Origin of the sequence: Hymenobacter setariae (genome assembly GCF_007713685.1) — a bacterium.
In the GTDB taxonomy this organism is placed as follows: Bacteria; Bacteroidota; Bacteroidia; order Cytophagales; family Hymenobacteraceae; genus Hymenobacter; species Hymenobacter setariae.
The window spans coordinates 511,103-526,309 of record NZ_VMRJ01000005.1 but is presented as its reverse complement, the minus strand read 5'-3'; the positions used below and the strand labels follow the sequence as shown (position 1 = coordinate 526,309).

Below are 15,207 nucleotides of genomic sequence, written 5' to 3'. Positions count from 1 at the left end.
TAGCCGCAGCGCCTCCGCTCGAAAGGCGGCGTCATAACGCCGGCGTTTAGTAAGTTGAGGGCTGTCTTTCATGACAATCGAAAGATAAGACCCTATTCTGTCCAGAATTACCCGACCACCTCAAAGAACCTTCTATTCAGAGCCAGTTGAAGGGACAAATAATACGAATGTGGGTCAAGAGACAAGTCTAACTGAAATTACTGATTAGCTCACACTTGCATACCACTTTGTATTAACTCAACGGGCGCACTTGGGCAGTAGGCGCGTGGGGACTGACTTGCTTTCGGCTTGCCCGACATTCAGCGAACACTTAGGCAAAGCCTCCCTTGCCTGACCTAGAAGTCCTGCTTCCCCTATTGATGCCTGAACTTTTGTATACCTTGCTAGCTCAACCTTTTGACCAAGCTAGCCATGAATACGCTTACCCACTTCCCCGTTAAAGACGTTGCCGCAAAGCTGCCAGCAGCGGTAAAGGCACTACTTGGCAAGCCTAGCGCCATAGAACTGGTGCGTCCGAGCAGCACTCCTTGCAAAGAGCAGGCCTGCGAAAAAATGATTTACCAAGGGGGCAAATACGAAATCGTCTTTATCAACGGGGTGGCCGACTGGATTACCATCAGTCAGGTAGCGGCATATACCACGCCCAACGCAGTCCTTGAGTACCTGGGGCTGCCTGAGCAAGTGCCAGCTTTTAATAACCCACAGCAGGTGGTGTGGTGGCGAGACATCGCAGGGCTTCACGAGGTGAATTTCTTCTATGATATAGCTGGAAGGCCAGCATATATCTACGTGAAGTGCATCACGAAATAGTATTCTGATGCGCTGTTCTTCGCTAACCGATTCTACTATCTCCCACACTCACTCACTACCTTGCTCATGAGCTTAGAAGCAAAGAGCCAAGCCCTAAAAGCGCTTATTGCTACTTACGATACGGACTGGCTTCTTGGTGACTTGTCCGGGTTAATGCGGCACATCTCTACAGGCCATGCCAACGACCAACTTGGTAAACTCTCGTCTCCACTTAGACAACTCTATTTCTTAGGGGGACTACTTATCACATCCGATGATGCCAACGCCGACGATATTCGGTTCACTCATGAGAAATGGAATGAAATCGTCGTATTGCTCAACGAGATTGAAGCAGAGTATGATAAATTTTTCTTTCCCCGTCCGGAAGACACAATAGACGAGCAGTGGAGGCAAGTAAGAGAGGTAGCTATGCCTTCCTTTCTTGGCTACTTCAACCAAGGCCCATTGAATTATGAAGAACAGACAGTCAATTGGATAAGCGACTTATTCACTCCGCTTGACACAATCATAGAAGCTGCTACGTCGCTTAAAACGGCTGACTTTATCAACTTTTATGATGCTTTAGATGCGTTGATTCAGCAGAATATGCAGGGCATCATGACTAAGTTTTTGCCAGTTAAACCTAACTGGCGTGATTATTCAAAAGTGAAGTTGGTGAATACGGCACCGCCGTGGCTAGAGTATAAACCGTCCGAGGACGAGCAAGCACTTTACCAGTTTATGGCTGACCATGGAATCATCAACAGATTCTTCCCGGCTGAATTGGTCTCTGCCGATTTGCCCGAAGACAAGATTAATGCAATTCTCTCGCTGCTTTCTATATCCCGCGCATCAACAGATTACCTTTATTATACCTCTGCCAACCCGTTGCTGGAGAAGCCCATCATTAATTTGGGTACAGGCATGTTCCAAGTCTTTGAGATAAAGCAAGTAATTCATGCTACTCAAGACCTTTTGGAGCGAGTATGTACTACCAACACGGTGGATACAAAAAGATATACTGACCGGAAGGGCAAACTGCTTGAGAGTAGGGTGATTGAAATCTTCTCGGCATTCTTTAAAAAAGACTGCCAAATATTCCCTAGCTATTATATAGACGGAAATGAGCAGGATATTTTGATATTATGGAAAAAGTATGCCTTCATAATAGAGCCAAAAGGTTATGCATTACGCGAGCCTCTTCGAGACCCTGACCGCGCCTTTCCTAGAATAAAGAAGGACTTTGAGGCTAGTATTGGGTACGGGTACGCCCAAACTAAGCGAGTTGAGCAAAAATTTATTGACGGGGTTCCGTTCTACATCTATGATGAGAAGGGAAATAAAATGGCTGAAATCGACCCAAGTAAATACGAGGCTGATTTCTCAATCATCGTTAATTTGAAGTCGTTTGGACAGATTCAAAACGACCTCTCTACGCTATTGCCAATTGGCGAAGATGATGTTTACCCCTGGGCAGTCAAACTAGATGATTTGGAAGTGTTTCTACTCACTATGCAAGCTCAAGGCAAAAAGCCGCTTGATTTTGTAGCATTCCTTTCAATTCGAGAAGAGCTTCATGGTAAGCTTATCTGCATGGATGAACTAGATGTTTGTGCTATGTTCTTAGAAGGCAAGCTCTCACCTCAACTTGCTAGCAAGCAAAGTAAGTTGCTCGTTCCACCTGATGAAGCGGGCATATTCGACAAGCAGTATGCTAAAGGCATGGGATTCAAGAATGAGAAGTATTGGGCAGAAAAGAAAGGTGGCAAGCACCTCTTTATTTAGCGCGTAGTAGACACCTTCGAAGTCTCAGATCTTAAATAGTCGATTTTTTATAGCTTGCTACTTCACTTTAGCAATCTCTAATTCGCAGTAGTTCACCTCATGCCAAACGTTAATTCTTCAGACGACAACGCCTACAGCTTTGAAGAAGCTGTTGCTATCATCAACACTTTTCACAGTCGCGTGTATGGGCAGCTAATAAAAACAGATAAGACGCCTCAGCGCAATACTATCAAAGGCAAGGCAGATGGTTTCCTAGCTCTACCTTATGAGCCAGGCAGCTACTCGTTTGAGTTAGCGTTATTCAATTATAATTTGACGCCCTTTAAAGAAGAGTGGATAGCTGCTAAGCGCAGGGAAGGTCATCGATGGCTACCGCTAGTACGCATAGCTGGCCAGTATGTGGCTCTAGTGCCAGTTTTGCTGGATATGCTTATTTGGGATGAGAGTTGGCGCAATGCAGTATAGATTGAGAGTAGTCCTAGCCTCAGCGTACTTTCACTAGGAGTCGAGACCTTTTTGTAGCTTGGCGGCGTAGAGCAGGTAACCCCACCATGAATCGGCCATGACACTAGCCTGTCACATAATCAGCATATTATCGTTTTCGTTGGCGCGGAAGAGATAGGTGGTACACAATATCTCATCGCTTAGAAGCCGCTCGAGATAGAAAGACTAGAATGGTAGCGAGCGGCGGCCTTATTGCTGTCTTATTATCGAGTCCGTAGCAACCAATGAAAAAAAAGAGTACTATAGAACTAGAAGAATTCCTCAATCGCATCCGTGAGGGCTTATCCGTATTAGAGGCACTAGGGCTCTCTCATGCGGACCTTAATCAAGTAAGTTTTGAGCAATTGTTAGAAAATCCAGATGATATAGGAGATGGTGTGATAAAAGTCGAGACTAAATTAGACACATTGTTTCTAGGGGTGTTTGACAACTTGTTTGTTAAGCACCACGACGATAAAATAAGATACCTATTTTTTGGAAATACTAACAATGCCCCGTTAATTATTAGAATATTTCAAACGCTATTTAAAAAATTTGGCGGAGGCATATATGATGACAGTAGATTTGCTTCTTTTATTAGAAAGGATAAAGTAGTTAGCTTATCGAAGGGTAAGTTTAAAAGCAAGAAAGATGCTTTATTTCACACGTGGTCATCAGGTAATAATTCAATTTCTTTATCCTACCACACTTCGCCACTTAGGCAGTTCAGATTATTGATTACACAAAATCATCCTCAAGTTCCTGATATAGCAATAAGAACAAAGGGAACGATTGAACATGCCTTGAACTTTGATATAAATTCTATCCTAAATCAGCAGGAAGTAAGTCAATCAGTCATTATTGAAAAAGGAGCTGTCAAGTACATTGATTATGTATTCAACCTAGAGCACCTGGTACTTGAGGTTTTCGATATACTACGCATCAGACTTTTTAGCCCCGTGAGGAAGTTTGATTTAATGGTGCATTCAAATCTGGAATTAATATGCTCCAAGTCAATAGACTACACAAAAATGGCTCGTATCGCTAGCGGACTGATTAGCTTATATAGTAAAGATACTCTTGGCTCTGAAGAGCTTATGCCTTACGAGGTAGATAATTTACAAGAAGGCCATTGGGTGGGAAGGATGTGGTACTTAAATAAGTCTCACGCTCTTTGGTCATCTAGTAGAGATGCAGAAAACATGGCATACAGCTTATCCCTTAGCTATGACAAAAAACGTGATGGATTTAAGTTGGACATTGTAGGCTATAATGAATTAGTTAAATTATCTAATTAAAATTTCACACCTGCTTTAAATCTAAAAATTAAGAATTCATGACTAACAAAATTGTCTTGCAAGAAAATGGCAATGCACTTTCTCTTGACTATAATTATGAGAAAGCAGAATTAACATTTTCGTTTTCGAAGAATGAAGTTGTAATGAGTAAAGTTATCGATGGAGATGACTTAGATTTATTCTTTATTTACCTTAATAGAATCTTAACAAAAAGGATAATAAATAAAGATACTGAGTCTAGGGAGCGCTATTTAACAGAACTTTTACTTACGGATGACGCAAAAGATAATTATGACAGCTTAGTGAGCATTTTTTCACGATGGGCTAATCTCACAGGGTTGACCGCGTATAACAGTGAAGTTATTACTGAAATAGGAAGCGTTAGAAGTACTGCTGCTAGCCAAACTAGTGCGGAAGTCTTTATAGGCTTACCTCAAGAACATATAGACCTTTTTACAATCGAACGTATTCAAAACGCCACTGGGGAATTTATGGAAGCCCTAGGATTTGAACTTGAAACGCAGGATGAGCCTGTATTTGGCTCTTTCTTTCAACGGTTGCAATACCTACTCAAGGGAGAGGTAAAAGAGGAGATTAATGAGCTTTATTCTAAAGGCAAGGTTGCTTTAGAAACGCAATTTGTCAGTGTCCCTAGCGCAGAAGCCACAAGCAAGCTGGCGGGTGCTGCTGCAAGCCTTATTACTGCTCTAACTGGCATTGATGAAGCCGCTATACGCTTAGGGGCTATTCTAGTAGTAAAAGTTTCTCGCGATGGGGTGCCGCTGATTCTAGCCGAGACTGTATCACCCGAGCTAGCTTTACTCTTGGATAAGAATCCGCAGCTACTTAAAAACCCTAGCGTCGTATTCGATCTGATCTCTACTGTGCGGGTACCAGACAAGCAGGTTGGTGAGAGTGGTAGCGCTGAGATTTTATAGTGTTTTATTTGAGTGGTGGATAGGTAGATATCCAAGACTCAATCTATTCCTGCATCTAATTTCTAATACTCCGCAACAAAAGGCTTGCCTGACGCCTCATCAGGTAGCGCACAACTCTTACGTTTCTGAAAGGAAGCTACATGAGGGGGAAGCTTGCGGGCTTGTTTGGTTAGACTTATAAAGCTCAACGTTAAGTTCGTTCTCGGTGGCGGCATGTATGAGTGTAGTAATTCGTCGCCTAACTCAGTGGGCTTATCTAAGCCAAACTTGGTGCTGCCTTTGCGCGCGCTGGCTGGGTCGGCGTAGTATTTAACAGTAACAGGAATGTTAGCGCCTGGGTATCTGGTCGCTTTAATAGCAAGTCTATTGAGACTTTCTTTGGTGGCTTGCTGATTAAAGTACAGTACTTTATCACAGTTGACAACACTTAGTAGATTAAGAGCTTCTACGTCCTGCTCATTTATAGTCGTTACTAGGGATGCTCCTTTACCCCCTACTTTGTACACCCATGGATCATAAAGTAACAGCATCGTAGTAGGGTCGAGGGGCATAAATAGCTGCAAGCCAATTTGAGCGTGCCCCACCGTACCACCATGTTTATTACGCTTTTCTAAATACTGATTATATTTTACTAAAGGATTATCGCAGGTAATGAATGGGTATGACGTGTTGTTCTTAAGCAAAACAGCGCGCAAATCATAGCAGCAAAAAAAGGCTCGCTTTAGAAGCGTCATCGCTATATGAGGCGCTTCCTTATGATCTAGCTTTAATTCATCAGCATTCTTGGGCAGTTCGACTTGGTCGCCAAAAGCGAAGTCATGCATTTGATCCATCATGGTCACCATCTTATTGGTATTGACGAGTGTCCGTAAGTCAGATGTGAGAGCGAAGACCAATAGCGTTACCCAATCGTCAGAGCCCTTCGTAGGCACGTATGAGGTATCGCACATTTTGCGCAGCAGCTCAGCAGCAAGCCCTTCCATGCGCGAAAGCATGGTCTCAAGTTCCCCATCTTCGCCATACAAGTAGGGTTTACAAGCTTGACTTTTCAGGGGGCCATGGGCAATAAATTGCTGCTTGGCGACATTGAACACGCCAACGGTTTTTCCATTGCTTTGTAGCGAAAAGCGGCGTAGAAAGAACTTGGGCACATAATGATGCTCTTTGAGTTTCATAATACCAAACTACTCAAAATAGCTCTACTCTTACATACCCTTCTTCCACTCCCTTACAATATTATCTATCATGAGGCATGTATGATTGCAGACAGGTAATAGAAAGCCTAGTGAGTATTAGTAGCTGCTAGCTTACCAGTAAGTCAGGAGCCGACACCTTGTTACTATTACTCTCCTATTTGCTTGTTTTTGCATTACTAATTTCTATTCGTCCTAATGACTGAAATAGGATAGAGTGCTCCCTGAATGAAGTAATTCATCGTCATACTCTAAATCACTGGCTGAAGAAATAGCAGAGACCCCTAGTACCTACCGATGAAGGCTGCTATCGTTATTGATGAGAAACGACCCGCGAATGAGCTTGTACGAGATGAAGGAACTTATTAGGATGAGGTTAATGATGACGAAGACATTAGCCAGATGCCTCTCAGCATTGCTGAACTTCGGCTCACTGACCGACCCTTGCTAGAAAAATTTCAGCAGGCAGTGGCACAAACTACTCGGTAGGTTCAGCCACGCAACTATGATACCGAGTTGAAGATGTAGCTGCTGCTTCGTTTCTACTAGTTGTCCCATTTATCCCACGGCTTAAAAGTGGAACGCGTATATATTCCTTATTGGCGAATACGTCAACAGCCCTTGTTATGACTATGATGCTTGTTTTTGAAATGATATCCTAGTTAATATAAAGTGATGAAGCAATGTATCATTTTCATAGGCAGTTATCTCCAAAGATCCTGGTTTCGATCGGCTTCACCATCTTCATAAGCTGCCATACGGCGATAATAGCCCGCAAGCCCCCTGAGTATTGCCCCAGTGCGAGGCCAGGTAGGAGCAATAACTTCTGCATAGCCAGCGTACAGTTCCACTAAGTCTCTTTCCTGGCGGCCGCCTTCATATACTCCCCTTGATGTGCTTCCTCGACTATTAGTCACGCCAATTTCGAATCCCTTCTCTAACTCGACGCTAGCTTCATGCTCCAGCAGATTGCGTACTGCTTCATGCGGCCAGTACTTATCGTCACCCTCTGGTGAACTGCTTAACATTTGTCCTATCTGTTGCTCGCCTATGATTAGGCGACCCATTTCGCTCAATGCTTGTTTGGCTTCTGTTACCCAAGTGAATAAGAAGTCTTGGTCGACGTAATTATCTTCTCCCAAACCAGGTACAGCCCTAAAAGAATTAAGCAATTGGAAATAGCTCATTGAGGCAGCTGCATCTTGGTTATTCGCATCTTGTTCGTCTGCAACTGGCTCATCTACAACCTTACCATCTACTGTTTTTTTATAAACCTTGCTCAGCAACTCAGCAAAGAACTGGGGTGAAGAGGCAAGCTGCTTATGTAATACCGTTGTACTTCCTTCTCGATAAGAGTAGGTAAGAGGCAGAAACTTAAATTCTAATTGACCTACACTAATTCTATCTATTACTGTATCACTGGCTAACCTGTCTAACAGGATAGAAACTTGATAGCTCCTCAGTTGTCGAGCTACCTCAGGCGTTAACGCATCGTATAATTTTTCTAATGCTTCTAGGATAAGCTGTGTAGGTATACCACCTTTTTTCTCATGCAGACTTAATAGTTCAACTGCTTTAAAAGGGTGATTAAATTGCAATAAAAGTCTAGTAGCTTGTTCAGCGTCGACGTCATCAATCCCCCAGATAACAAACTGATCCCAATACTGCTGCTCGACCTCACCTTCATAATCGCTAAGCTTAGTCCAAGTTCTGACATCATTTTTCAGAAAAGTAAACCACTCGGCCAATTGAGCGGCACTCCAACTATTTTTTGAGCGCTCAGCCACTGCCTCGCACCAGTCGCGGTCACGATCTTTGTGTCGCAGCCAATGGTCTGCAATTCCTCTTGCAAACAGGTCTTCAGATCTAGTCTCAGCTAAGTATCTGCCTAAAAGCTCTTCAATGCGCGAGTCTGATAGTCCGGTCTTAGCAAAAGCGCGCCCTAAATAGAAAGCATTAGATACAGTTGGAATTAATGCCAAAACATGATCATCCCCCTGGACATGCATTTGTTGTAGCGCCTCATATTGGGTTTGCTCTATGAGTGCTTCGTAATCTTCATCTTCAACCTGTCCTTCTGGGAGTGCAGGCCATTGGTCGAATAGCCAAGCGTAGCGTTCTACTATATCTATGGGTTCGAACCGGGGGAGTAATTCCGCCAACGCATCGGTTTGCTCACGCCACATTGCCCATTCAGTATCTGAATGTGACCGGTGGCGATGAACGAGCTGACGTAAAATATGCCATATAAGCGCTTTATCATGATCGCTTGTCAACTCATTGCTGAGCTCAATTAATCGAGCAATTGCTTCCTTAAAAACAGTGGGAGAAGCATGCTCAACTAGCGGCACAATTAAGGATTGCCACTGCGTAACATCCGAACCAGCTAGTTTCATTAACAGACGTCCAATTTCTTCTCCCCCACGTGCCACATCGCCTCGAGTAGGCTGTACAGTTGTGGGCCAGTCGCGCCAGCGTGGTTTAGCGGTATTTTCTGCGACCCCTCTAAACTCGGGCAGTAGCCTCATAAGTAGGCTTCTACCTATTTCAGGAGCTTGGTCAACGAGTTGTCTGAGTAGAGTTAATCGTTGATCAAGAGGAGCAGTGGTATTCGGATGCCAAAGCAGAAAAATCTCACGCAAGGTGTTGCGTGGGCGATTAGTAGTCGAGCCTCCAGGGTCCAGTTGAGTTAACCGCGTAAGAATAGTGAACACATAGCCTAAATATTCGGGTTTCCAAGCTAATGTCTCCAGCGCCCATAATAACCCAGCATGGTGCGAACTTGCATGAAATAGCCCCGGCTGCTCCTCAAACAGTGTCATCACCACCGGGTCTTCGCCTGTGAGGCCAATATGTATTTCTTGTAAGAAGGGATCGGGTGCAGCTTCTGCCAGCGCAGGTAGCAAATCAGAAATAGAACGCAGCACTAGCGGGTTAGCTAGAGCCTGCCGTAGTAACAGCGTGACGGTATAGCTAGCAAAGGAACGCGCCGTGATATTGGCTGCTGGTAACGACTGTTCATCCTGACTACCGATAAGAGCCAGTGTGTTAGCTATACTATCTCGAAGTACTTTCGAGTACGGCGAGCGCTTATCGAGCAGTTCAGCACGGTACTGATGCTCAATTGGCAACTCGTAACGAGGTAGCGGAGCACCTAGTATATCTATAACTAATTGTTGTAGCCGGTTAAGCTGATCCCGAGTGATAAATCGGTAGAGCAGACTCCATACATCAAGCTTATCGCTAACGTACCAAGTAGAGCTCGTCAGGCGAACAGGTGGGTTAGTTTCGTTTGCCCAACGCAGAAGTCCCTGTTGTACTTGCTCATACGGTAATTGTGCTAAATGCGCTACTGCTTCTCTATCTTTCTCCTCATTTTCGTCCCAAGCGCCTAGTAACAGAGCAGGGATAAGAGAGAAAGCATTCTCAGGTTTAGCCCATATTGGTCGCTGTAAACTAGGAGAAATTGCTAGCTTGCGTCGGAAGCTGGCAAAACTAGTACGAGCTGTCCAGGCTAAAGCGTAAGCTTTATCGTATGATAGACCCTGAGCCTGCAGAGCACGCTCGGCTACTTCGCGAGCGATACGCGGAATAGGTTCCGTGTCAGAGGAAACAGCGTCAGTAGGCGAAGAAGGAATAAAAACTCGGTGTCTACGCCGATAGGCTCCGGCAATCTCGTCACGCTCTTCGAAGAGGGGAATAAGAAGCAACTGTGTTCCAACCTCAATAAGCTGTCGCCAAGCCTCGAGTGTGGTGACTACAACAGCCTGTACTAAATAACGGTCGCGGTCGGCGGCCGGTAACTGCATGAGCGAGGCGGTAAACACTGCCATTGCTTCCTCACGAGAGTCAGCCTGTAGCGTAAGAGAGAGGGAAGTACCCTGTAGCCAGACTTGTACATCAGCGCTTGTGCGGCTTCGACCAGCCAATACTAACTGGCTGGGTGTAGGAGGCACTGTAGACTCCATCCAATCCTGCCAGTAGGTATCTAAGTCAGTTAGGCCGTCAAAGCGTTTGCCAATTAACCTACTAAACCATACCTGAACAGCTGGAGACTGACTCAACCAAGATTCCAGGTCGTCGGCGTTAAGCGCCCGTACTTCTTTCCAATGCTTGTCTTTCTCTTTTTCTGTGACCCACTTTTTCTTGGCCGTCCAAGTCTGAGGTGTGACAAAAATAAATGTTGTTTCTACTGGTTTTAGCCCTAAGGAATTCTTAACCCGCTCGGCATAGTCTTTATCGGCTTTACCTTTTACCCCTGGAGTCTTGCCTAGTTCCCAGCCACATACCCCGCTCGGCACATAAGTCGTACCAGTAGTAACGGTGGTAGTGCCATCCCATCCGCCGGAATTTACACTTGCGCCAATTGGGAAATCAATGTGCTCCAGCGTAGGGGTGGTAGCGAAAATTAGCCGGCGAATCAACTCTGGCAAATGATAAGGAGCGCTTGGTTCAGCAGACCATCGCTTGATATCAAGCGCTTTCACATCAAGGAAGGACATTGCTTATTTTCAGTACACGGGGTTCATATCACGCTTTACTCCATTATCACTCCAAGTTTCCACCTTTGGCTATTGGCTATTGTGCTAGCATTTTAAGTGAGTGTAGCGGTTGCCACTGGGAAACTGCTTCATAACCGTACCTAGCGAGTCCACCAAAAGCCTACTACTGTGGATACGGGTATTCTTATTAGCTCAGAGCTAATACAGATCAGTTATTTAGGGTAGACTAGGGCCTACTTTTCCCTTTAACATACTCAATGCATATTAAGGAGTCATCGTGGTTCCTGCTCTATTCGCTTCCGCGCTGCCTGTTGCATTAAAGCCAGAAACTCATCTTCAGAATATTGTCTATTTTCAATAAATGGCTCATAGGTAGGACCCACAGGTATGATTAAATCTATATCACTGCTAGTAACACCGTTATCATAAGAAGAGCCATGAAACCATAATGCTGTAATGTAAAGAGCTGGAATGCGGAGCAAGCGTGGTTCTAAATCTGCTCTTGCGAATGCTACTCTTACTCGGCCATCATTAACAAATCTTATTATTCCTGATATTATATATTCCAGAAATGGGCTGGAATCAATAGTTCTTAAACTCGGCTGTTTCCCTTTATAGCTTACTTCAGCAGCTGAATAAGCTTCGTTTAACGAATTTGATAGTAAAACTCTTACCCCCAAGTGATGAGCACCATCAAGTGACTTCCCTTCTATAATCTCATCAATTCCCATAGAATAAACATCTTGAGGGAATGAAACAGTTAGTTGCTTGTCATGACCTTCTGTGGGCTTTAATGATTCTGCTAAGAGCTGACTATACGGTTTCTCCTCTAGCCCTTCCATAATAGCACGCAATACATTATCACTAATGGGCTGATTTTTTATCAGACTTTTACGTTGAAAGCTCATTGCTAAGAAGTTATACAGTTTCAAATGAGTAAAGCCACCTTCCCCCTGTTCCCTGGTAATCATCAGGAAACGTGTCATATAAACAATTTACATATTGAAAATGAGGGTCAGCAATATATAGAACCCCAGAAGGAGATATTCCAATTATTGTTACTACATGTCCTATATCGCCACCATTCCACTCAATCTGCATGCAAACTGGCCGACGCTGGATGTTAATCATGTCATGCAGATACTCTTTGCTAACACGACCACTATACATGCCGCTGTAATGCGCAGTCATATACAGTGCTCGGTCTAGATACCAAGGCTCATCGCACTGATTTGGAGCGTTGCAACAAGCTCGTTGCAAAACTCTCGAGACTAAATCACATTGAGTGAAATGATTTTTAGATGGGTAGAAGTCATTTATGGCACAAGTAACAGCTGCCCAGCACCAGTTGCTTTGTTCTTGAGTAGCAAGACTATATGTTAGAGGTTGGTATGCTGGGGAAGAAGGAGCAAAATTCTCATTCAAGACCCTTTGTGGCATAGGTAATGAAGAGCTATTACTGAAGAAAAAGGCAGGTAGTTGATTCGGCATAGACTAGGATGCGAAAAAGGCTTGGAAGTATTGGCAATTATAACAGTTTACAAGACTTATGCCCTACTTCAATGCAGTCACTTTTACGCTTCTATCTTTTATAATAACATAGACGCAGGCACTTATATGTACCACAGTATGCACCAAAAACAAATCAGTCACTCAAGCCATTCCTTGGCCAACTCATTGTGAATGAGCGATAAGCTAGGTTCAAACTAGCGCCTCTCAGCTTGAGAAGCTAATGCACATTCAGGACCGTGAAAAACGACTGGTTGCTTTTGCTGTTGCTTGCCACAATCGTGCATGGATTTGATTTAATCCTTTAACTTATAAGCACTAATAAACATGCAATTAGAAGGTTTAAGCCCTACCCTATGATCTTAATGCAGTAAGAAGGCACTAAATTGTCAATAGTAAGAACGTATGCTATTAAGTTCTCTACAATATAAGCAGCCGATACATGTGCAGCTACGCGTGAGAAAACCCTTAATATAGTTCAAATACTGTATTTGCTAAAGATAAAGATCGCGTACCCTCACGCGTACCCCGTAAAACTAAAAACCCTGTTTCCAGCTTGGAAACAGGGTTTTTAGTGGGCCCACTTGGAATCGAACCAAGGACCTACTGATTATGAGTCAGTTGCTCTAACCGATTGAGCTATAGGCCCCAAGCTAGCCCGAGGGCACAGCTGTTGGCCCAAAGGTACAGCAGATTTTTATTTCTGCTACAGCCAGCAGTTCAATTGCCGAACTTTGCGGGCCGGCAATCAGCCGTTGCTTCTATGCTTCCTAATCTGCTTTTTGATTTTGGTGGTGTCATTATCGACATCGACTACGACCTCACCCCCGCCGCTTTTCGCCGCCTTAGCCGGGCGGGTAGCACTGTAGAATACAGCCAGGCTAGCCAAGCCGAACTATTTGACCTGCTCGAAACTGGCAAAATCTCGGCCGCCGAGTTTCGCGATGGGCTACGCGGTTTGTATGACCTCGACGCCACCGACGACGAAATAGATGCCGCCTGGCACGCGCTGCTGCTTGATGTGCCCGCCGAGCGATTGGCACTCATTGGCGAGCTGCGGCGGGCGGGGCACGCCACGGCCCTACTTTCCAATACCAATGCGCTGCACATTACCGAAATAAACCGGCGCCTAGCCCAGCAGTATGGTTTTAAAAACGGCATTGCGGACTGCCTCGACCGGGTGTTTTATTCGCAGGAGGTGGGCCACCGCAAGCCGGGCGAGGAGATATTCTACCATGCGCTGCGCGAAATGAACTGGCAGCCCGCCGATACGTTATTCATTGAGGATAGCCCGCAGCACATTGCTACGGCGCGCCGCTTGGGGCTGCGGGTGCTACACCTGGCGCCGCCCCTCACCCTTACCACTGCCTTGCCCGAAGCCCTGCGTGTCTTTCCCCAAGAATTTATCGGATTCCCTACCCACCCCACCGCCTGATGACGAGCCCCTAGGGGGCTTCCCAGCCGATGCCAGCGCGCCGCCTACGCTGGCTTGGGGGCAACGCCTGTTTCGGCGCTACGAGCGGCCACCTTCGCGCCTGCGCACTGCTGCCATCCACCTAGGGTTATTTGTGCTGACGCTCGCCACCACCGTGCTGGCGGGCGTCAGCCTCACGCGGGGCGGCCTCGACTTCATCGACTTTTCGGTATTTAGCCTGCCGGCGGCGGTGCGGGCCGAGGAACTGGGCCGGGGGCTGACCTACGCACTAGCCTTTTTGGGAGTGCTAACGGTGCACGAGTTTGGGCACTATTTTGTGGCGCGCTACAACAGGGTAAGCACCTCATTGCCCTATTACATTCCGTTTCCGCTGGGCCTGGGTACGTTTGGGGCGGTTATTCGCATTCGGGAGGCTATTTACTCACGGCGCGAGTTTTTTGACATCGGGCTGGCCGGGCCGCTGGCGGGGCTGGTGGTGGCAGTGGGTGTGCTAGCCTACGGCTTCACGCACCTACCCGACCCGCTGGCTTACGTGCAGCACATTCATCCTGAGTTTGTACGCCTAGGGGCCGACTACGCCCAGGGCTACCAGGGCGAGGTGGGCCTCACGCTGAGCCGCCCGCTGCTGTACCAGCTGCTAGAGCGCTGGCTGGCCGACCCCACCCGCCTCCCCCACCCCAACGAGCTGCTGCACTACCCCGTGCTGGTGGCCGGCGAGCTGAGTTTGTTTTTTACGGCTCTCAACCTTATCCCCATCGGGCAGCTCGATGGTGGGCACATCTTGTACGGGCTGCTGGGGCCGCGCCGGGCGGGGCGGCTATCGGGGCTGCTGTTCGTTGCCTTCATTTTCTACGCGGGCCTAGGGCTGTTTTCGCTACATAGCGGCTGGCATACTTGGCTGTATGGGGCGGCGCCCTACGCGCTGTACCTCTGGCTGGTATTTCGCAAAGCGCTGCCCCGGCCTCGGCAGGTGCTGGCACTAGGGGCACTGGTGTGGGCTGGGCAGTTGGCGGTGGCTACGCTGTGGCCCGCCGTGCAGGGGCAGCCGGGCTGGCTCTTGTTTGGGCTGCTGCTGGGCCGCGTGTCAGGACTTTATCACCCTAGGGCGCCCGACGAGCGCCCCCTGAACCTGGGGCGGCAAGTGCTGGGCTGGACAATGGTACTGCTCTTTGTACTGTGCTTTTCACCGTCGCCGTTTGCGGGCTTGCGCTAGAGCCAGCCGTAGCTAAACTTTTCGGACCTTTCGTAGTCTCGATGCTTGGCGGGGGCGTGTAT

The 15,207-nt window shown here is 46.5% G+C and carries 11 protein-coding genes and 1 tRNA gene; 7 read left to right on the top strand and 5 right to left on the bottom strand.

The annotated features are described in order from the left end of the window. The first annotated feature begins 411 nt into the window (after positions 1 to 411). The 5 genes from FNT36_RS20770 to FNT36_RS20750 all read left to right on the top strand — a co-directional run bounded on the left by FNT36_RS20770 (position 412) and on the right by FNT36_RS20750 (position 5,293). Positions 412 to 810, top strand: a complete 399-nt coding sequence (locus tag FNT36_RS20770) for a hypothetical protein (RefSeq protein ID WP_144851662.1) — start codon at positions 412 to 414, stop codon at positions 808 to 810. 66 nt (positions 811 to 876) lie between these two features. Continuing rightward, entirely contained in the window at positions 877 to 2,574 is a 1,698-nt protein-coding gene (locus tag FNT36_RS20765; protein ID WP_144851660.1) for a hypothetical protein, read from the top strand. 99 nt (positions 2,575 to 2,673) lie between these two features. Further along, positions 2,674 to 3,039, top strand: a complete 366-nt coding sequence (locus FNT36_RS20760) for a hypothetical protein (protein WP_144851658.1) — start codon at positions 2,674 to 2,676, stop codon at positions 3,037 to 3,039. Between the two features lie 263 nt (positions 3,040 to 3,302). Further along, entirely contained in the window at positions 3,303 to 4,355 is a 1,053-nt protein-coding gene (locus FNT36_RS20755; RefSeq protein ID WP_144851656.1) for a hypothetical protein, read from the top strand. A 38-nt stretch (positions 4,356 to 4,393) separates the two neighbouring features. Next, positions 4,394 to 5,293 (top strand): hypothetical protein, encoded by a 900-nt coding sequence (locus FNT36_RS20750; RefSeq protein WP_144851654.1) that lies wholly within the window; start codon positions 4,394 to 4,396, stop codon positions 5,291 to 5,293. 62 nt (positions 5,294 to 5,355) lie between these two features. Here FNT36_RS20750 and FNT36_RS20745 read toward each other — a convergent pair whose 3' ends face one another. From FNT36_RS20745 to FNT36_RS20725, 5 genes are all read right to left on the bottom strand, one after another. Then, the gene (locus FNT36_RS20745) at positions 5,356 to 6,468 is read right to left on the bottom strand and encodes a DUF4238 domain-containing protein (RefSeq protein WP_144851652.1); all 1,113 of its coding nucleotides are present in this window, start codon (positions 6,466 to 6,468) and stop codon (positions 5,356 to 5,358) included. Between the two features lie 722 nt (positions 6,469 to 7,190). Further along, positions 7,191 to 10,988: a hypothetical protein gene (locus FNT36_RS20740; protein WP_144851650.1), complete on the bottom strand. Its 3,798-nt coding sequence runs from the start codon at positions 10,986 to 10,988 to the stop codon at positions 7,191 to 7,193. A 272-nt stretch (positions 10,989 to 11,260) separates the two neighbouring features. Further along, positions 11,261 to 11,974: a hypothetical protein gene (locus tag FNT36_RS20735; RefSeq protein WP_144851648.1), complete on the bottom strand. Its 714-nt coding sequence runs from the start codon at positions 11,972 to 11,974 to the stop codon at positions 11,261 to 11,263. Continuing rightward, positions 11,907 to 12,428, bottom strand: a complete 522-nt coding sequence (locus FNT36_RS26025) for a papain-like cysteine protease family protein (RefSeq protein ID WP_394348953.1) — start codon at positions 12,426 to 12,428, stop codon at positions 11,907 to 11,909. Before FNT36_RS26025 ends, FNT36_RS20735 begins: the two co-directional genes overlap by 68 nt. Positions 12,429 to 13,072: 644 nt before the next feature. After that, positions 13,073 to 13,146 (bottom strand) — tRNA-Ile (locus FNT36_RS20725). A gap of 114 nt (positions 13,147 to 13,260) precedes the next feature. Here FNT36_RS20725 and FNT36_RS20720 point away from each other — a divergent pair. Both FNT36_RS20720 and FNT36_RS20715 read left to right on the top strand, forming a co-directional pair. Further along, complete coding sequence (locus tag FNT36_RS20720; RefSeq protein ID WP_144851644.1) at positions 13,261 to 13,932, top strand: HAD family hydrolase; 672 nt, start codon at positions 13,261 to 13,263, stop codon at positions 13,930 to 13,932. Further along, entirely contained in the window at positions 13,883 to 15,145 is a 1,263-nt protein-coding gene (locus tag FNT36_RS20715) for a site-2 protease family protein (protein ID WP_233636110.1), read from the top strand. The genes FNT36_RS20720 and FNT36_RS20715 overlap by 50 nt, the downstream gene beginning before the upstream one ends. The last annotated feature ends 62 nt before the right edge of the window (positions 15,146 to 15,207 follow it).